General features: G+C 72.5%; 17 protein-coding genes. 11 read left to right on the top strand and 6 right to left on the bottom strand.

The genetic code is table 11. The annotated features are described in order from the left end of the window. Entirely contained in the window at nt 1-2,109 is a 2,109-nt protein-coding gene (tkt, locus tag ACWDRB_RS29270; protein ID WP_364260248.1) for a transketolase, read from the bottom strand. A gap of 248 nt (nt 2,110-2,357) precedes the next feature. Here tkt and ACWDRB_RS29265 point away from each other — a divergent pair, with 248 nt between their 5' ends. Next, complete coding sequence (locus ACWDRB_RS29265; RefSeq protein WP_350739996.1) at nt 2,358-3,302, top strand: heme o synthase; 945 nt, start codon at nt 2,358-2,360, stop codon at nt 3,300-3,302. An 82-nt stretch (nt 3,303-3,384) separates the two neighbouring features. Continuing rightward, complete coding sequence (locus tag ACWDRB_RS29260; RefSeq protein WP_350739999.1) at nt 3,385-4,575, top strand: PrsW family intramembrane metalloprotease; 1,191 nt, start codon at nt 3,385-3,387, stop codon at nt 4,573-4,575. On the opposite strand, the gene ACWDRB_RS29255 is transcribed toward ACWDRB_RS29260, so the two are convergent. Both ACWDRB_RS29255 and ACWDRB_RS29250 read right to left on the bottom strand, forming a co-directional pair. After that, a complete protein-coding gene (locus ACWDRB_RS29255; protein ID WP_449898895.1) occupies nt 4,551-5,258 on the bottom strand; it encodes a SanA/YdcF family protein in 708 nt (235 codons plus the stop codon). The genes ACWDRB_RS29260 and ACWDRB_RS29255 overlap by 25 nt on opposite strands. A gap of 62 nt (nt 5,259-5,320) precedes the next feature. Next, nucleotides 5,321-6,316, bottom strand: a complete 996-nt coding sequence (locus tag ACWDRB_RS29250) for a COX15/CtaA family protein (protein WP_449898893.1) — start codon at nt 6,314-6,316, stop codon at nt 5,321-5,323. Between the two features lie 316 nt (nt 6,317-6,632). Here ACWDRB_RS29250 and ACWDRB_RS29245 point away from each other — a divergent pair, with 316 nt between their 5' ends. Genes ACWDRB_RS29245 through ACWDRB_RS29210 form a run of 8 tightly spaced genes read left to right on the top strand, consistent with a single transcriptional unit; the run spans nt 6,633 to nt 13,921 of the window. Further along, nucleotides 6,633-7,775, top strand: coding sequence for an NAD(P)/FAD-dependent oxidoreductase (locus ACWDRB_RS29245; protein ID WP_350740008.1), 1,143 nt, complete (start codon nt 6,633-6,635; stop codon nt 7,773-7,775). Further along, nucleotides 7,772-8,014, top strand: a complete 243-nt coding sequence (locus tag ACWDRB_RS29240; RefSeq protein ID WP_185076981.1) for a (2Fe-2S)-binding protein — start codon at nt 7,772-7,774, stop codon at nt 8,012-8,014. The genes ACWDRB_RS29245 and ACWDRB_RS29240 overlap by 4 nt, the downstream gene beginning before the upstream one ends. Next, nucleotides 8,011-9,384, top strand: coding sequence for an FAD/NAD(P)-dependent oxidoreductase (locus ACWDRB_RS29235; protein ID WP_449898890.1), 1,374 nt, complete (start codon nt 8,011-8,013; stop codon nt 9,382-9,384). Before ACWDRB_RS29240 ends, ACWDRB_RS29235 begins: the two co-directional genes overlap by 4 nt. Before the next feature lie 22 nt (nt 9,385-9,406). After that, entirely contained in the window at nt 9,407-10,300 is an 894-nt protein-coding gene (locus tag ACWDRB_RS29230) for a dihydrodipicolinate synthase family protein (RefSeq protein WP_363970032.1), read from the top strand. Then, the gene (locus ACWDRB_RS29225; protein WP_350740016.1) at nt 10,297-11,298 is read left to right on the top strand and encodes a proline racemase family protein; all 1,002 of its coding nucleotides are present in this window, start codon (nt 10,297-10,299) and stop codon (nt 11,296-11,298) included. Before ACWDRB_RS29230 ends, ACWDRB_RS29225 begins: the two co-directional genes overlap by 4 nt. After that, nucleotides 11,295-12,308 (top strand): proline racemase family protein, encoded by a 1,014-nt coding sequence (locus ACWDRB_RS29220; RefSeq protein WP_449898886.1) that lies wholly within the window; start codon nt 11,295-11,297, stop codon nt 12,306-12,308. Before ACWDRB_RS29225 ends, ACWDRB_RS29220 begins: the two co-directional genes overlap by 4 nt. Continuing rightward, a complete protein-coding gene (locus ACWDRB_RS29215) occupies nt 12,305-13,240 on the top strand; it encodes an ornithine cyclodeaminase family protein (RefSeq protein ID WP_449898884.1) in 936 nt (311 codons plus the stop codon). Before ACWDRB_RS29220 ends, ACWDRB_RS29215 begins: the two co-directional genes overlap by 4 nt. A gap of 12 nt (nt 13,241-13,252) precedes the next feature. After that, a complete protein-coding gene (locus tag ACWDRB_RS29210) occupies nt 13,253-13,921 on the top strand; it encodes a GntR family transcriptional regulator (protein ID WP_350740024.1) in 669 nt (222 codons plus the stop codon). A 321-nt stretch (nt 13,922-14,242) separates the two neighbouring features. Here ACWDRB_RS29210 and ACWDRB_RS29205 read toward each other — a convergent pair whose 3' ends face one another. Beyond that, the gene (locus tag ACWDRB_RS29205; protein WP_397371723.1) at nt 14,243-15,157 is read right to left on the bottom strand and encodes an EamA family transporter; all 915 of its coding nucleotides are present in this window, start codon (nt 15,155-15,157) and stop codon (nt 14,243-14,245) included. A 103-nt stretch (nt 15,158-15,260) separates the two neighbouring features. Between ACWDRB_RS29205 and ACWDRB_RS29200 the strand changes: the two genes are divergently transcribed. Next, entirely contained in the window at nt 15,261-16,454 is a 1,194-nt protein-coding gene (locus ACWDRB_RS29200; protein WP_449898880.1) for an MFS transporter, read from the top strand. 6 nt (nt 16,455-16,460) lie between these two features. On the opposite strand, the gene ACWDRB_RS29195 is transcribed toward ACWDRB_RS29200, so the two are convergent. After that, nucleotides 16,461-17,258, bottom strand: a complete 798-nt coding sequence (locus ACWDRB_RS29195) for an ABC transporter permease (RefSeq protein WP_449898877.1) — start codon at nt 17,256-17,258, stop codon at nt 16,461-16,463. Continuing rightward, nucleotides 17,255-18,163 carry an ABC transporter ATP-binding protein gene (locus ACWDRB_RS29190; protein WP_449898875.1) on the bottom strand — a complete coding sequence of 303 codons (909 nt, stop codon included), beginning with the start codon at nt 18,161-18,163 and terminating at the stop codon, nt 17,255-17,257. Before ACWDRB_RS29190 ends, ACWDRB_RS29195 begins: the two co-directional genes overlap by 4 nt. Nucleotides 18,164-18,299 lie beyond the last annotated feature (136 nt).

Here is an 18,299-nt window from a genome sequence, read left to right as displayed (position 1 = left end):
TCAGTTTCCCGTCGTCTCGCCCTTTTCCTGACCAAGCTTGGCCAGGCTCGCATGTGCCGCCGCCGCCACGCGCTCCGCCGTCAGCCCGAACAGCTCGTACAAAGTCTTGTACGGGGCGGAGGCACCGAAGTGTTCGAGACCGACCACTTCGCCGCATTCGCCGACGAACTCGTGCCAGCCGAGCGCGATGCCGGCCTCGATCGCGACCCGAGCCCGGTTCGACGAAGGCAGAACCGTCTGCCTATATGCGATGTCCTGCCCCTTGAACCATTCGACACACGGCATCGACACGACCCGCGTCGGGATGCCCTTGCCCTCCAGCAGCTCGCGGCCCGCCAGTGCGATCTCCACCTCGCTGCCGGTGGCGATGAGGATGACCTTGGGCTGGCCGTCGGAGGCCTCGCGCAGGATGTAACCGCCGCGGGCGACGCCCTCGGCGCTGGTGCCCTCGACGACCGGCAGGTTCTGCCTGGTCAGAGCCAGAGCGGCGGGCCGGTCGGTGTGCTTGAGCACGGCCTTCCAGGCGTATGCCGTCTCGTTGGCGTCGGCCGGGCGCACCACGTCGAGGCCGGGGATCGCGCGCAGCGACCACAGGTGCTCGATCGGCTGGTGGGTGGGGCCGTCCTCGCCGAGGCCGATGGAGTCGTGCGTCCACACGTACGTGACCGGCAGCTTCATCAGCGCGGCCAGGCGCACCGAGGGGCGCATGTAGTCGGAGAAGACCAGGAAGGTGCCGCCGTACGGGCGGGTGCCGCCGTGCAGGGCGATGCCGTTGAGGATGGCGCCCATGGCGTGCTCGCGGATGCCGAAGTGCAGCGTGCGGCCGTAGCGGTTGCCGGGGAACTCCTTGGTCTGGAACTCCTCGGGGATGAAGGACGGCTCACCCTTCATCGTGGTGTTGTTCGACTCCGCCAGGTCGGCCGAGCCGCCCCACAGCTCCGGCAGCACCGGCGCCAGCGCGCTGAGCACGTCGCCGGAGGCCTTGCGGGTCGAGATCGACGCGCCCGTCTCGAACGACGGCAGCGCCCTGGCCCAGCCGTTGGGCAGCTCGCGCTGGGAGATGCGGTCGAACTCCTCGGCGCGCTCGGGGTTGGCCAGCCGCCACTCGGCGTAGCCCTTCTCCCACTCGGCGTGCTCGGCGCGGCCGCGCTGGGCGACGCCGCGGGCGTGCTCCAGCACCGCGGCCGGGACGTCGAACGTCTTGGCCGGGTCCATGCCGAGGACTTCCTTGGTGGCGGCGACCTCCGCCTCGCCCAGGGCCGAGCCGTGGATCTTGCCGGTGTTCTTCTTGTTGGGGGCCGGCCAGCCGATGATCGTGCGCAGGCGGATGAACGACGGCCGGTCGGTCTCCGCCTTGGCCGCCTGCAGCGCGTCGTAGAGCGCCTGGACGTCCTCGGCGTACTCGCCGGTCTCGGTCCAGTCGACGCTCTGGGTGTGCCAGCCGTAGGCCTCGTAACGCTTGACCACGTCCTCGGACTTGGCGATCAGCGTGTCGTCCTCGATGGAGATCTGGTTGTCGTCCCACACGACGATGAGGTTGCCCAGCTTCTGGTGGCCGGCGATGGAGCTGGCCTCGTGGCTGATGCCCTCCTCGATGTCGCCGTCGCTGACCACGCACCAGATGTGGTGGTCGAACGGCGAGCCGCCGGCCTCGGTGTCGGGGTCGAACAGGCCGCGCTCGCGGCGGGCCGCCATCGCCATGCCGACCGCGTTGCCCAGGCCCTGGCCGAGCGGGCCCGTGGTGGTCTCGACGCCCGCCGTGTGGCCGTACTCGGGGTGACCGGGCGTGAGGCTGTCCCACTGGCGCAGCCGGCGCAGGTCGTCGAGCGTGAGGCCGTAGCCGGACAGGTAGAGCTGGATGTAGAGCGTCAGGCTCGAGTGACCGCACGACAGCACGAAACGGTCGCGCCCGGCCCACTTGGGATCCGTCGGGTCGTGACGCATCACACGCTGGAACAGCAGGTATGCGGCGGGAGCCAGGCTCATGGCGGTGCCGGGGTGACCCGAGCCCGCCTTCTCCACTGCGTCCATCGCCAGGGCTCGAACGACGTCGACCGCCTGCTTGTCCAGGTCGGTCCATTCGAGGGCTGGCACGAGTTCGGTGCTCAAGTGCTCGATCTCCGGAATCTAGTAGTCATTGATTGGCTATCCCGCCCACACGGGACCCTAACCGAGTGGAGCTGGCGAACGATTCCCATCCCACCCGCACGTGTCCATGTGCGGCGCAAGCCCCCCATTGGCCGGACCGGCCGCCCCTGCGACTACAGTTTGTTTGTTCGCAGGGGCGTCACGGCGCCCACCCATGGATCCGCTCTAATCAGAGGTTACGCGTTGACTCCGCACAGGCTGGAAGCGCCTTGACGGTGCTGACCAACAGGCAGGCGACGGCCCGATCTCCGCAGGTGGAGGGGCCGCGCTCGATCGGCATGATCGTCAAGGCCTACATCGCGCTCACCAAGCCGCGGATCATCGAGCTGCTGCTGATCACGACGCTTCCGGTGATGTTCCTGGCGGCGGGCGGCCTGCCACCGCTGTGGACGTCGATCTCGGTCATGGTGTTCGGCACCCTATCGGCGGGCAGTGCCAACGCGCTCAACTGCTATGTGGATCGCGACATCGACCAGAAGATGCGCCGCACCCGCCGCAGGCCGCTGGCCAGGCACCAGGTGTCGCCGCGGGGCGCGCTGGTCTTCGGCATCGTGCTCGGCGTGCTGTCCCTGGTGGGCCTCTGGGTGACCACTAACTGGCTGGCAGCCATGCTGTCCACCGGGGCGATCCTGTTCTACGTGCTCGTCTACTCGATGATCCTGAAGCGCCGCACGGCCCAGAACATCGTGTGGGGCGGCATCGCGGGGTGCATGCCGGTGATGATCGGCTGGGCCGGCATCACCGAGCGGCTCGACTGGGCGCCGCTGGTGCTGTTCGGGGTGGTGTTCTTCTGGACGCCGCCGCACACCTGGACGCTGGCCATGCGCTACAAGGAGGACTACGCGGCGGCCAAGGTGCCCATGCTGCCCGTCGTGGCCACCGAGCGGCGCGTGATCCTGGAGTCGATCGCCTACACGTGGGCGACCGTGCTGTGCTCGCTGGCGCTGTGGCCGGTGGCCGGCACCACGCTGTTCTACCCGATCGTGGCCGCCGTCCTCGGCGCCATGTGCCTGTGGGAGGTCCACCGCCTGCTGGCCCGGCTCAACGCCGGCAAGACCGGCGTCGACCTGCGCCCCATGCGCTTCTTCCACTGGTCCAACGCCTACCTGGCGCTGCTGTTCCTGGCCGTGGCCATCGACCCGCTGCTGGCCTGACGGTCATGCGGCCGCGTGTCCGGACGGTGAGGCTGTCTTGACCGGCACGGACCCCGGCCCTCTGATCCGTTAAAGTCACCGTATGGCGACCCGTGATCCACGCTGGGTGTTGAAGGACCGCCCGTCGTTCGCGTTGATCATCGGGCTTGTCCTCACCGGCGTATGCGCTCTGGTCTCGTTCTCCTTCGACGTGCTCAACGGCGCTCCGGTGCAGTTCTTCATCGCGCTCGCGCTGGCGCTCGCGCCGGTGCCGCTGCTGCTGGCGGCCGTGCTGGCGCTCGACCGGATGGAGCCGGAGCCGCGCAGCAACCTGATCTTCGCCTTCGCGTGGGGCGCGGGCGTCGCGGTGCTGGTCGCCGGCCTGATCAACTACCTCAACCTGCACTACATCATCGACACCGCCAAGCTGTCGGAGGCCGGCGCCCGCAACGTCGCGGCCACCTTCGGCGCGCCCGTGGTGGAGGAGACGATGAAGGGGCTGGTGCTGCTCGGGCTGCTCAGGTTCCGCAGGGCCGAGCTCGACGGCCCCACCGACGGCATCATCTACGCCAGCATGGTCGGGCTCGGCTTCGCCATGAGCGAGAACGTCAGCTACTACCTCGCCGCGCTGTCCAACTCCGGCGTCAAGGGGCTGGCGGTCACCGTGGTGCTGCGCGGCATCCTGTCGCCGCTGGCCCACCCGCTGTTCAGCTCCATGATCGGTGTCGCCGTGGCCTACGCCGCCCGGCGCGAAGGCCCCGAGCGGGTCTTCTACATCCTGGCGGGCTGGTCGGGCGCGATGATCCTGCACGGCCTGTGGAACGGCCTGGCCTCCTATGGCGGCTTCCCCGGGCTCGTGGTGGCCTACCTGGCGCTGCTGGCCGTGCTGATCGTGCTCATCGGCGTGGTGTTCAAGGACCGGCGGCGCATCGTGGCCCTCATCCAGCGTTACCTGCCGCCGTACGAGCCGACCAAGCTGGTCACCCAGGCCGACATCTACATGCTGTCGACGTTCCCCCGGCGGCGCCAGGCCAGGCAGTGGGCCAAGGCCCACGGCGGCAAGCGCGGGCTGCGCGCCATGCGCGACTACCAGCTGGCCGCCACCGAGCTGGGCCTGCTGCACGAGCGGGCGGCCCGCCACATGGTCGACGAGCAGGGCTTCCACGAGGAGCAGCGGGCGCTGCTGGAGTGCATGAGCACGGCCCGGGCGGACTTCCCGGTGCCGACGGCGCACGCCAGGTCGGCCGCGCGGGGCACCCCGCCGCCCGGCTACGCCCCCGGCGCGCCGGGCTGAGCCAGGATGTTCGTCAGGGAGACCTCGCGCGGGCCCGGATAGACCGGGTCGGAGTGGAGCACCATCGCGTCGGCGAACGCCTTGGCGGTGGCGAGCAGCTCGCGGGTGGCGTAGGCGTACGTGGGCGCGGCGAACTCCCTGGTCGAGTCGTCACCCACCCCGAACGCCTCCAGCCCGGCCGTCCGGCACAGCGTCACGGCCCTGGGCAGGTGGAACTCCTGCGTCACGACCGTCACCTGCCGCGCCCCGAACACCTTGCGCGCCCGCACGCACGAGTCCCACGTGTCGAACCCCGCGTAGTCCAGCACCATCACCCGCTCCGGCACGCCCCTGCGGAGCAGGTAGTCGCGCATGGCCGTCGGCTCGTCGTACTCCTTGCGGCTGTTGTCGCCCGACAGCAGCAGGGCCCGTACCTTGCCGGCCCGGTAGAGCTCGGCGGCGATGTCGAGCCGGTGGGCCAGCATCGGGGTGGGCTGCGTGCCGTACAGGCCCGCGCCCAGCACCAGCGCGGCCTGCGCCGCCGGCACCCGCCCGAGCCAGGCGTCGCCCACGGCCGTCACCCGGTGCGTCGAACTGCCGAGCCAGGCCCACGTCATGGGCGCCAGGGAGAGCACGCTGACCAGCACCAGACCCTGGTACGCGCGCCGCAGGGCCTTCCGAGTGGGGCGGACTTTCAGTAACAAATCTCACCCTCCAGGGGGTGGGGGAGTGGCGGACCGATCCCCTCATACCCTGGCATATCCACTCAGACGGCGGCGGGAGCTCCGGCGGCTTCGGCGGGGGAGTGGTCGGCGGGGGCGGTCTGCGGGGAGCGGGTGCGCAGCGAGGTGACCACCCTGAGCGCGGCGATCCAGACCAGCGTGGAGCCGAGCACGTGCAGCAGCACCAGCGCGGCGGGCACGGCCAGGAAGTACTGCGTGTAGCCGATCACACCCTGACCCAGCTCCACGGCCAGCAGCGCCAGCGCCGCCCGCCGGGCGGGCCGCGGCGCCTTGCTCACGTGCAGGGCGAACAGCAGCGCGAACGTCAGCCCCACCACGATGTACGCGACGTCGGCGTGCAGCCGGGCCACCGCCTCGATGTCGAGGTCGAAGCGGGAGGCCATCTCGTCGCCCGAGTGCGGGCCCGTGCCGCTCACCCCGACCCCGACCACCAGCAGCGCGAACACGGCCGCGAGCAGCGCGTAGCCGAGCCTGCGGATGTCGCGGTGGGCCACCCGCTGCGCCGGGCCGTCGCCCTCGCCCGCCCGGGCGTACAGCATCCAGCAGGCGGCGATCAGGCCGATGGAGATGAGGAAGTGCATGCCCACCGTGAACGGATTGAGCATCGTGCTGACCACCAGGCCGCCCCACAGCGCCTGGGCCAGGACGCCCGCCGGCTGCAGCAGCGCCAGCGTCATCAGCGAGCGCCTGCGCGGCGCCAGCCGGAACGCCGACAGCACGCACGCCACGCCCACCGCCAGCACCAGGAACGTCAGCAGCCGGTTGCCGAACTCGACGAGCATGTTGAGCATCGACACCTCGGGGTGCGCGACCGGGATGAAGCTGTCCGGCGTGCACTTGGGCCAGGTCGGGCAGCCCAGCCCGGAACCGGTGACGCGCACGCCCGCGCCCGTCACCGCGATGCCCGCGTTGACCACCACGGACGCCATCGCCCAGGCCCGCATCGACTGCGTCGTGGGCGCCCAGAAGGAGAACAGGCGGCGCACGTGGCGGTTGGGGTGGTCCGTGGGTAGCTTCACGCCATCGATGGTACGGGCCCACCCACCCGGTCCCCCCATCGGTCACCCCACCCCTGACCACGCACGCCCCCTCGGCTCGACCGCCCACGCTCCTCCCGCGGGCCTCACTCAAAGCGCATCCGCGCGGGTGGTGGGCGGGCGGCGGGGCGCGTGGGCCACCCCTCCGCGAAGGGAGCTTGGCCGGGTGCGGTGAGGTGGTGATATGCCGTCGGTGGGTAGCGGCGGAGGCAGGGGGCGGCGGTGTCGTCCGTCCAGTGGAAAAGGCCTTCTCAAGAGAGCGGGGTATGTGACATATTACAGACCTGGGAGGTGATGGATGTCCGACGTCATCGTGGTCGGCGCCGGAGTCGTGGGCGCCGCATGCGCCTACTACGCCGCGCGCGCCGGTCTCGACGTGACCGTGGTCGACCGTGGCCCCGTGGCGGGCGGCACGACCGGCTCCGGCGAGGGCAACGTGCTGGTGTCCGACAAGGAGCCGGGCCCCGAGCTGGAGCTGGCCCTGCTGTCCAACCGGCTCTGGCGCTCGCTCGCGGATCTCGGCGGCTTCGAGTTCGAGCCCAAGGGCGGCCTGGTGGTCGCCGAGACCCCCGAGGTTCGGCGGCAGCTCGCCGAGCTGGCCGCCAAGCAGGACGTGGAGCACACCCTGGTGCCCGGCGAATCCCTGCGCGACTACGAGCCGCACCTGGCCGAGGGCCTGGCCGGCGGGGTGTACTACCCCGAGGACGCCCAGGTGCAGCCCATGCTGGCCGCCGCGCGCCTGCTCAGGCACGGCGCGGAGAGCTTCGGCCACGGAACGCTCCGGCTGCGCCTCGGGGCGGCGGTGACCGGGTTCGTGCGGAAGGGGGACCGCATCGCGGGTGTGCGCACCTCCCAGGGTGACGTGCTCGGCGACGCGGTGATCAACGCGGCGGGCACCTGGGGCGGCGAGGTGGCCGCGCTGGCGGGAGTCGATCTGCCGATCCTGCCCAGGCGCGGGTTCATCCTCGTCACCGAGCCGCTGCCGGAGCCGCTGATCAGGCACAAGGTCTACACCGCCGCCTACGTCACGAACGTGGCCAGCGACTCGGAGGCCCTGGAGACGTCGGCGGTCGTGGAGGGCACGCCCGCGGGCACCGTGCTCATCGGGGCCAGCAGGGAAAGGGTCGGGTTCGACCGGACGACGTCGGTGCCGGTGCTCGCCCGCCTGGCCGAGCAGGCCGTGGCGCTGTTCCCCGCGCTGCGCGAGGTGCGGGCCATCAGGTCGTACTGCGGGTTCCGGCCGTACTGCCCCGACCACCTGCCCGTCATCGGCGCCGACCCGCGTGTTCCCGGGCTCTATCACGCCTGCGGGCACGAGGGGGCGGGCATCGGGCTCGCCCCGGCGACCGGCCACCTGCTCGCGCAGGTGCTCACCGGCTCCCCGACCGACCTGGACCTGCGGCCCTTCCGGCCGGATCGCTTCGCGGAGGAGTCCTCTTGACGTTCCACATCACGATCGACGGGCGTCCGGTACCCGTCGTGCCCGGGCAGACGATCGGGGCGGCGCTGCACGCGGCCGGGGTGCGGTCGTGGCGCAGCACCCGCTTCGGCGGGCGGCCCCGCGGGCTGTTCTGCGGGATCGGGGTCTGCTTCGACTGCCTGATCTCGGTCAACGGGCGGGCCCCTGAGCGGGCCTGCCTGGTGGAGGCCGCGCCCGGTGACGAGGTGACGACGTCATGACGTACGACCTGGTGGTGATCGGCGGCGGGCCCGCGGGGGTGGCCGGCGCGCTCACGGCGGCGCTGGCCGGACTGCGGGTGGCGCTCCTGGACTCCTCCGTACGGCTCGGCGGCCAGTACTTCCGCCACGCCGCCGACCCCAAGCCCGCGCCCGGCCTGGACCGGTTCCTGCGGCAGGCGCGGGCTTTGGACACCCGCGCCGAGGTGCTGCTGCGCCACCAGGTGTGGAGCGTCACTCGCGAGCCGGACGGGGACCTGGTCGTGCACTGCGTCACCCGTGGCGCCGACTCAACGGAGCGGCAGGTCGTCCTGCGGGCGCGGCGGCTGCTGATCGCGACCGGCGCGCACGACCGGCCGCTGCCGTTCCCCGGGTGGGACCTGCCCGGCGTCCTGACCGCCGGAGGCGCGCAGGCGCTGCTCAAGGGCAACGGCGTCGTGGCGGGCAGGCGGATCGTCGTCTCCGGCACCGGCCCGTTCCTGCTGCCCGTGGCCACCGGGCTGGCCGCGGCGGGAGCGCGGGTGCTCGGGGTGCTGGAGGCGAACGGCGGGCTCGGGCTGGCCAGGCATCCGCTGCTGGCCCTGGGCAAGGCCGGGGAGGCCGCCGGGTACGCCGCGAGCCTGGCCAGGCACCGCGTGCCGTACCGGACGCGCCAGGCGGTGGTCGCGGCGCACGGGGAGCGCGAGGTGGAGTCCGTCACCGTGGCCCGCCTCGACCAGGAGTGGAACGTTCTCTCCACCCGCGTCGTCGCGTGCGACACGGTGGCCGTCGGGTACGGGTTCGTGCCGCAGATCGAACTGGCCACCCAGCTCGGCTGCGCCACCCGGAACGACGTTGACGGCAGCCCCGTGCTCGACGTGGACGCCGCCCAGCGCACCTCCGTCCCCGGGGTCTGGGCCGCCGGGGAGCCCACGGGCGTGGGCGGCTGGCTCCTGTCCGAGACGGAGGGCCGCATCGCCGGCCGCGCCGTGGTGGCCGACTCGCGCTCCTCAAGGGCCGATTCGGGGCTGCTGCTGCGGCGCAGGGAGCGCGGGCGGGCCTTCGGGGAGGCGCTGCAGCGGGCGTACCCCGTCAAACCCGGCTGGCAGGGCTGGCTGCGCGACGACACGCTGGTGTGCCGCTGCGAGGAGGTGCCGCTCGCCCGCGTACGCGAGGCCCAGGACCTCGGCGCCACCGACGCGCGCTCGATCAAGCTGCTGGCCAGGCCCGGCATGGGCTGGTGCCAGGGCCGCATCTGCGGCTACGCCGTCTCCTGCCTGGCCGGGGAGCCGCAGCGGCCGCCCCGCCGCCCCATCGCCCAGCCCGTCACCCTCGGCGCCCTCGCCGAGCTTCCCGACGATTCCGATCTTCCCGACGTTCCCCCCGCCCACTGACCCTGACATGGAGGACTTTCTAATGGACAACCGCACCAAAGCCTGGCACGGCATCATGGTGGCCACCGCGCTGCCCCTGCGCGACGACCTCTCCGTCGACTACGACGGCTACGCCGACCACTGCCGCTGGCTGGTCGAGAACGACTGCGACGGCGTCGCGGTCAACGGTTCGCTGGGCGAGTACCAGACGCTCACCGCGGAGGAGCGGGCCAAGGTGGTCGAGACCGCCGTCCAGGCCGTGGGCGGGCGCCGGGTGATGGCCGGAGTGGGCGCGTACGGCGCCGCGGAGTCGCGCCGGTGGGCCGAGCAGGCGGCCGAGGCCGGCTGCGGTTCGCTGCTCCTGCTGCCGCCCAACTCCTACCGCGCCGACGAACGGGCCGTCATCGAGCACTACCGCGAGGTCGCCAAGGTGGGCCTGCCCGTCGTGGCCTACAACAACCCGTACGACACCAAGGTGGACCTGACTCCCGCGCTGCTGGCCAAGCTGCACGAGGAGGGGCTGATCGTGGCGATCAAGGAGTTCAGCGGCGACGTGCGGCGCGCGTACGAGCTGGCCGAGCTGGCCCCCGAGCTGGACCTGCTGATCGGCTCCGACGACGTGCTGCTCGAGCTCGCCGTGGCCGGGGCCGTCGGCTGGATCGCCGGCTACCCCAACGCGCTGCCCGTCTCCAACGCCGCGCTCTACCGCGCCGCCGTCGCCGGCGACCTGGAGACCGCGCTGCCTCTTTACCGGACCCTGCACCCCCTGCTGCGCTGGGACTCCAAGACGGAGTTCGTCCAGGCCATCAAGCTGTCCATGGACCTCGCGGGCCGCCACGGCGGGCCGTGCAGGCAGCCCAGGCAGCCGCTGACGGACGAGCAGGCCGCTATCGTGCGAGCGGCGACCGAGAAGGCACTGGCAGAAGGGCTGCGATGAGGACAAAACGCGTTTTCCACGCCGTCGACTCCCACACCGAGGGCATGCCCACCCGCGTCATCACCGGCGGGATAGGCGTGATCCCGGGCGCGAGCATGGCCGAGCGGCGCGTCTACTTCCGTGACAACCTCGACCACATCCGCACCCTGCTGATGACCGAGCCGCGCGGCCACTCCGCCATGAGCGGCGCCATCCTGCAGCCGCCCACCAGGCCGGACGCGGACTACGGCGTGCTGTTCATCGAGGTGTCGGGGCTGCTGCCGATGTGCGGGCACGGCACCATCGGCGTGGCCACCGTGCTCGTCGAGACGGGCATGGTCGAGGTCGTGGAGCCGGTCACCACCGTGCGCCTGGAGGTGCCCGCCGGGCTCGTCGAGGTGGACGTGGCCGTCGAGGACGGCCAGGCCATGGCGGTGACGCTGCGCAACGTGCCCTCCTACAGCGACCGGCTGGACGCCGTCGTGAAGGTGCCCGGGTTCGGGGAGATCCCGTACGACCTCGCGTACGGCGGCAACTTCTACGCCGTCGTCGACCTCGACTCCTACGGCCTGCCCTTCGACCGCAGGGCCAAGAACGAGATCATCGCCGCCGGCCTGGCCACCATGGAGGCGATCAACGCGGCCGACGAGCCCGTGCACCGCGAGGACGACCGCATCCGCGGCTGTCACCACGTCTACTTCGCCGCCCCCGGCTCGGACGCCCACCACTCGCGGCACGCGATGGCCATCCACCCGGGCTGGTTCGACCGCTCGCCGTGCGGCACCGGCACCAGCGCGCGGATGGCGCAGCTGCACGCCAGAGGGGAGCTGCCGCTCGGCCGGGACTTCGTGAACGAGTCGTTCATCGGGACCCGGTTCATCGGGCGGCTGCTGGAGGAGACCACCGTGGGCGGCGAGCCGGCCGTCGTGCCCTCGATCACCGGCCGCGCCTGGGTCACCGGCACCGCCCAATACTTCCTTGACCCGCGCGACCCGTTCCCCGCCGGGTTCGAGCTGTGAGCGAGCGTGACGAACGTGGTTCCGGCCTGGCCGGGACCACGATCACGACGACCGATTACCACACGGGCGGGGAGCCGTTCCGGATCGTGACCGGCGGCGTGCCCGAGGTCCCCGGGGCGGACGTGCTCTCGCGCCGCTCCACCGCCGTCGCCGACCCCCGGTTCGACGACGTGCGGCGGCTGCTGTGCCAGGAGCCGCGCGGCCACGCCGACATGTACGGCTGCTTCCTCGTCCCGCCGGACGACCCGGGGGCCGCGTTCGGGGCGCTGTTCTGGCACAAGGACGGGTTCTCCACCGCCTGCGGCCACGGCACCATCGCGCTCGGCGCCTACGCCGTGCACGAGGGGCTGGTGGCCGCCGACCCCGACGGGGAGACCGACGTGGTCGTCGACGTGCCGTCGGGGCGCGTCACGGCGCGGGTGCGCTGCTCCGGGGGCAAGGTGACCGGGGTGACGTTCGTCAGCGTGCCGTCGTTCGTGGTGGCGCGGGACGTGGCCGCCGCCAGGACCAAGGTCGACGTCTCGTACGGCGGCGCGATCTACGCGTCGCTGCCCGCCGCGGCGGTGGGCCTGTCCGTGGAGCCCGCGAACCTGACGGCGCTCATCGGCCACGCCCGCCGCATCAAGGCGGATCTGGCGGACCATCCGGCCGCCCGGCACCCGTCCGACGACCGGCTGTCCGGCGTCTACGGCGTGATCTTCTACGACGAGCTGCCGGACCGGGACGGGGCCGCGCACCAGCGGAACGTGACGGTGTTCGCCGACGGGGAGGTGGACCGCTCGCCCTGCGGGTCGGGCACGGCGGCGCGGATGGCGCTGCTGCACGACTCGGGGCTGCGCGCGCCCCTGATCCACGACAGCGTCGTCGGGAGCACCTTCCTGGCGCGCGTGGCCGAGGTACGCGACGAGGGGGTCGTCCCGGAGATCGAAGGCATGGCCTACCGGACCGGGCGGCACGTCTTCGAGCTCGATTCCGACGATCCGATGGGTGTGGGGTTCACGCTGCGATGACCGTACTGCCATATCTCGACGCCGCCACAGTGGAGCGGCTGGTGCCGATGGGGCGCGCCGTAGGGATCCTGGAGGACGCCCTGCGCGCCGGCCTCGACCCCGAGGCCACGCCGCAGCGGCCGATCGTGGACCTGCCGGCCGGGCAGCTCCTGCTCATGCCCGCCGCGGCCGGACGGTACGCGGGGGTGAAGGCCGTCACCATCACGCCCGGCAACCCCGATCGCGAGCTGCCCCGGATCCAGGGGACGTACCTGCTGTTCGACGGCGACACCCTCACCCCGCTCGCGGCCCTGGACGGGATCGCGCTCACCTCCCTGCGCACCCCCGCCGTCTCGGCGCTCGCCGTCAGCCACCTGGCGGACGGGGACGCCCGGCGGCTGGTGGTGTTCGGGAGCGGCCCGCAGGCGTGGGGGCACGTGCTCGCGCTGCGGGAGGTGCGGCCCATCGAGGACGTGACCGTGGTCGGGCGCGACCAGGACCGCGCGGAGGCGCTCGCCGGCCGCTGCCGCGCGCTCGGCCTGACCGCCCGCGCCCTGCGGCGGTCCGACGCGGCGGAGGCACTGGCCGGGGCCGACGTCGTCGCGTGCTGCACGACAGCGAGAGAACCGCTGTTCCCGGGTAAGCTCGCCCGCGACGGCGGCACCGTCGTCGCGGTCGGGTCGCACGAGCCCGGCGCCCGCGAGCTCGACGGCGACCTCATCGCCCGCGCCACCGTGGTCGTCGAGGCCAGGGCGGCCGCCCTGGAGGAGGCGGGCGATCTGCTCATCCCGATCCGCGAGGGCACGATCACCGCTGGTCATCTCGCGGGCAACCTCGCCGACCTCGTCGCGGGTCGGGTGGTCGCCGGCACGGGGCCGCGCGTGTTCAAGAGCACGGGCATGGCCTGGGAGGACCTCGTGGTCGCGGCCGCCGCGTACGAGGCTTGGAAGTAGAAAGGGATGCGGATGGCTGCCGAGGACCGGCTCGACCTGCCGATGGTGGGGGAGCGGCAGAGCCTGCGCGAGCAGGTCGCGCACGCGCTGCGTGCCGCGCTGATCACCGGCGAGATGCGGCCGGGAGTGGTCTACTCCGCGCCGGTGCTGGCCGCCCAGTTCGGCGTCTCGGCCACGCCGGTGCGCGAGGCCATGCTCGACCTCGCCAAGGAGGGCCTGGTCGAGGCGGTACGTAACAAGGGCTTCCGGGTGACCGAGCTGTCCGACCGCGACCTCGACGAGCTCACCGAGATCCGCCAGCTGATCGAGGTGCCCACCGTCGCGCGGCTGGCCGGTGGCGCGCGGGAGGCGGAGCTCGAGCGGCTCAGGCCCGTCGCCGAGGAGATCGTCTCGGCCGCCGAACGCGGTGACCTGCTCGCGTACGTGGACGCCGACCTGCGCTTCCACGTCGAGCTGCTGACCCTGGCGGGCAACGCCCACCTGGTCGAGGTGGTGCGCGACCTGCGCAACAGGGCCAGGCTCTATGGCCTGTCCCAGCTCCGGGAGCGCGACGTGCTGGGCGAGTCGGCCAGGGAGCACCTGGCGCTGCTCGACGCCCTCAAGAGCGGCGACCGCCAGGCCGTCGAACACCTCATGAAGGAGCACATCGGCCACGTGCGGGGGATCTGGGCCGAGCACTGAGAAGCTGCTGGTGGGTGGACTCGTCCGTTTTTCGCCCACTAAGTTCTGACATTCGGGGATCGCGCGGACCGGGATGGCGGTACTCTCATCTCGGGTCGAAAGAGCGACGCCCCAAGCGTCCGCCGGCGGCCCCGTCGTCCAGGTCCCAAGCGGACCGGCCACCACCGATTCCGGTGGGTGGCGCATGCCTGGTCACGCGGACACCCGCACTCCGCTGACCTTCCATGGGCTCGGCCTACCCCGCCCACCAAAGCCGAGCCCTCCGCCGCGCGCCCGAGACCCCATCCCACGGGCGCGCGGCGGCCCGCCACAGCTCCCGCGTCAGACCTTGCGCCGCCGGGTCGAGCCCAGGCTGGCGGCCACGATGCAGACGATCGCCGCCCACTGCTGCGCGTGCAGGACCTCGTTCAGCAGCATCACGCCGATCAGCGCCGCCACGGCCGGCTCCAGGCTCATGAGGATGCCGAACACGTGCTTGGGCATCCGCCGCAGCGCCTGGAGTTCGAGCGAGTACGGGATCACCGACGACAGCAGCCCCACGCCGAGCCCGATCAGCAGCAGCTCCGGCTGCAACAGCTCCGCCCCGCCCGTCGCGATGCCGACGGGGGCGACCACCAGGGCTGAGACGATCATCGCGAACGACAGCCCGCTCGTCCCGGGGAATCGCTGCCCGGCCGCCGCCGACAGCAGGATGTACCCGGCCCAGCCGACGGCCGCCAGCATCGCGAACCCGATGCCGAGCCAGCTCACCGACGCCGACTGCCCCCATGGCGCCAGCAGCACCACGCCCGCGCCCGCCAGGCCGATCCACAGCAGGTCGATCCTGCGCCGCGAGGCCGCCACGGCCACCCCCAGCGGCCCCAGGAACTCGATGGCCACCGCGATCCCCATCGGCAGCCGCGACAAAGCCTCGTAGAACGTCAGGTTCATGAGGGCGAGCGTCACCCCGAACCCGATCCCCACCGCCCAGTCGCGCCAGGACAGGCCCTTCAGCCGGGGCCGGACGAGCGCCCCCATGATCAGCGCCCCGGCCGTGATCCGGAGGAACACCACCGCGCTCGGCGGCAGCGCCGCGAACAGCTCCTTCGCGAACCCGGCGCCCAGCTGCACCGAGACGATGGCCAGCAGCACGAGCCCGGACGGCGGGATCGAGTCGGCGGCCGTGCGCAGCAGGTTTCCCGGCCTGGGCAGGCCGGAGCCGCGATCGAAGGGATCGTCGAGGGCGAACGCGGTCACAGGACTCCTCACGGGCTTCAGGGGATGACGGTCAGAGCGTACTCGTGGCCTGCGACATGACCCGACATAGGGTGTTATGGATGGCTCTTGGATCATTGATCGTATGAAGTCCCCCACGAGTCTCGCCCGGCCGCCGCTGGCCCTGTCCGCGGCCTCGTTCGTCAGCAGCTTCGACCGCTTCGCCGTGAGCCCCATGCTCGTGCTGATCGCGGTGGACCTGAAGGTCCCGCTGTCCGCCGCCGTCGCGGCCGCCAGCGGCTACTACCTCGCCTACGGGCTCACCCAGCCGCTGTGGGGGCTGCTGTCCGACCGGTTCGGCCGGGTGCGGGTGATGCGCGGGACGCTGTTCGGCGCGGCGCTGGCGGGGCTGGCCTCGGCGCTGATGCCGGTCCTGGGGGCGCTGGTGGTGGCCAGGATCGTGACGGGCGCCTGCTTCGGCGCGGTGATCCCGACCGGGCTGACGTACGTGGGCGACACCGTGGAGCCGTCGACCCGGCAACGCGCGCTGACCGATCTGATGGGCGCCGCCGCCCTCGGCACGGCCCTGGCCACCGGGCTGAGCGGGGTGCTCGCGGGCCTGGTGGACTGGCGGGTGGCGTTCACCGTGCCCGCCGCCTGCGCCCTGGCCTGCGCGCTCGCGCTGCGCTCGCTGCCGGAGCCGTCCCGCTCCCTCCCGCACGGCCGGGGGTTCGGTGTCGGCCGGTACCTGGGCGCGGTGCTCGGGCACGGCTGGGCGCTGCTGGTGTTCGGGCTCGCGTTCGTCGAGGGCGCGATCATGCTCGGCGCCATGCCGTTCCTGGCCACCGCCCTGGAGCACGCGGGGTACGCCGCCGCCGTGGCCGGGCTCGCCATCACCGCGTACGGGCTGGGCCTGTGGTTGTTCACCAAGCTCGTCAGGCGGCTGTCGGGGCGCTGGCCCACTCCCGTGCTGATGACGGTGGGCGGGGCGCAGCTCTGCGCCGGGTTCGCCATCGTCGCCGTGCACGTGGACATGGCCACCGTGGCGGTCACGGCGCTGCTGCTCGGCGGCGGCTGGTCCTTCCTGCACTCCTCGCTGCAGACGTGGGCGACGTCAGTGGTGCCCGAGGCCAGGGGGACGACGATCGCCTTCTTCGCCTGCGCGCTCTTCGTGGGCAGCGCGGTCGCGTCGTGGGCGGCCGGCCCGCTGGCCGAGCACGGCCGCTACGCCCTGCTGTTCGGCCTGGCGGCCACCGCCGCGATCCCGCTGACGGCCGCGGCCGCGCTCACCAGGCGTCGTTACGGCACCCTGCACGGCGAGCTGCCCCGGACCGGGTGAGCCGAGCTACTCCCAGCGGAACGTACGCGAGACCAGCCCCAGCGACAGCACCGCCCACACGGCCAGCACGGCCGGCGGGCCGAGGGGCAGCGCGGCGCCGTGGGCGAGGACCGCGCGCAGGCCGCCGGTCAGGGCCGAGATGGGCAGCAACTCCAGGACCTGGCGCATGCCTTCGGGGAACTTCGACAGCGGGAAGATCACCCCGCCGGCCCCCAGCAGCAGCAGGTAGACGAGGTTGGCGGCGGCCAGGGTGGCCTCCGCGCGCAGGGTGCCGGCCATGAGCAGCCCAAGCCCGCTGAACGCCGCCGTGCCCAGCACGATGAGCAGCGCCGCGCTCAGGAACGACCCGTGCGGCCGCCAGCCCAGCGCCAGGCCGACGCACACGATCACCACGGCCTGGATGACCTCCACGGCCACCACGGCGGACGTCTTGGCGAGCATGAGCCCGGCCCTGGACAGCGGGGTCGCGCCCAGCCGCTTCAGCACGCCGTAGCGGCGCTCGAAGCCGGTCGCGATGGCCTGGCCGGTGAAGGCCGTGGACATGACGGCCAGCGCCAGCACGCCGGGCGCCAGGAAGTCGATGCGCCTGCCGCCGCCGATGTCGATCAGCGGCGCCAGCGAGAACCCGGTCAGCAGCAGCACCGGGATGATCAGGGTGAGCAGCAGCTGCTCGCCGTTGCGGAGCATCGCCCGGATCTCCGCGCCCGCCTGGGCGAGCACCATGCGCGGGAACGGCGCCGCCCCGGGCGCGGGCGTGAAGTCCAGCGCGATCTGCCCGGCGGGCGCGCGCTCCGATCCGGTCATCGCAGCTCCCTGCCCGTCAGCTCCAGGAAGACGTCCTCCAGCGTGCGGCGCTCGATGCGCAGATCGTCGGCCGTGACGCCCTCGGCCGCGCACCAGGCGGTCACCGTGGCCAGCAGCTCGGGACCCACCTGACCCTCGATGATGTAGTGCCCGGCCGGCGACTCCTTGGCCGCGCTGCCCGTGGGGAGCGCGTTGAGCAGCTCCTCCAGCGCCAGCCCCGGCCGGGCCCGGAAGCGCAGCTGCCGCTCGGCGCCCGTCAGCGAGGCCGGGCTGCCCTCGGCCACCACCCGGCCCTTGTCGATGATCACGACCTGGTCCGCCAGCCGCTCGGCCTCGTCCATGTGGTGCGTGGTCAGCACCACCGACACGCCCGCCCCGCGCAGCTCGCCCACCAGCTCCCAGCAGGCGTGCCTGGCCTGCGGGTCGAGCCCGGCCGTCGGCTCGTCGAGGAAGACCAGCTCGGGCCGCCCGACGACGGCCGCGGCCAGCGAAAGCCGCTGCTGCTGCCCGCCCGACAACCGCCGGTAGGGGGTGCGTACGTGATCGGCCAGCCCCAGCCGCGTCAGCAGCGCCTCCGCGTCGAGGGGACGGGCGTAGAAGCGCGAGACCAGGCGCAGCCATTCGGCGCAGCGCATGGCGGGCGGCACGCCGCCCGACTGCAGCATGACCCCCACCCGCGGCCGCAGCTCGGGCAGCGTGGGCGTCAGGCCGAGCACGCGGACGGTGCCCGCGTCGGCCCTGCGGAACCCCTCGCAGATCTCCACGGTGGACGTCTTGCCCGCGCCGTTGGGCCCGAGCACGGCGGTCACCGCGCCCCGCTCGGCGCGCAGCGTGAGGCCGTCCACGGCCGTGATGCCGCCGTAGCGTTTGACCAGGCCGATGATCTCGACGGCTGGGGACTCCATGGCCACGAGTTTAGGGACTGGGGCAGGCGGTTCGAGCCGCAGGTGGGGTTGGCCGGATTTGGACATGTCTTGACCCGGCCATTTCCCAGAAAGGCGCCAACAGAGGTGAAAGTCTGACGACGAGCTCCATGTAGCA

The organism is Nonomuraea sp. NPDC003707 (assembly GCF_053587055.1).
Note: the sequence above shows the minus strand (reverse complement) of the source record. Positions and strands in the feature narration are given on the sequence as shown.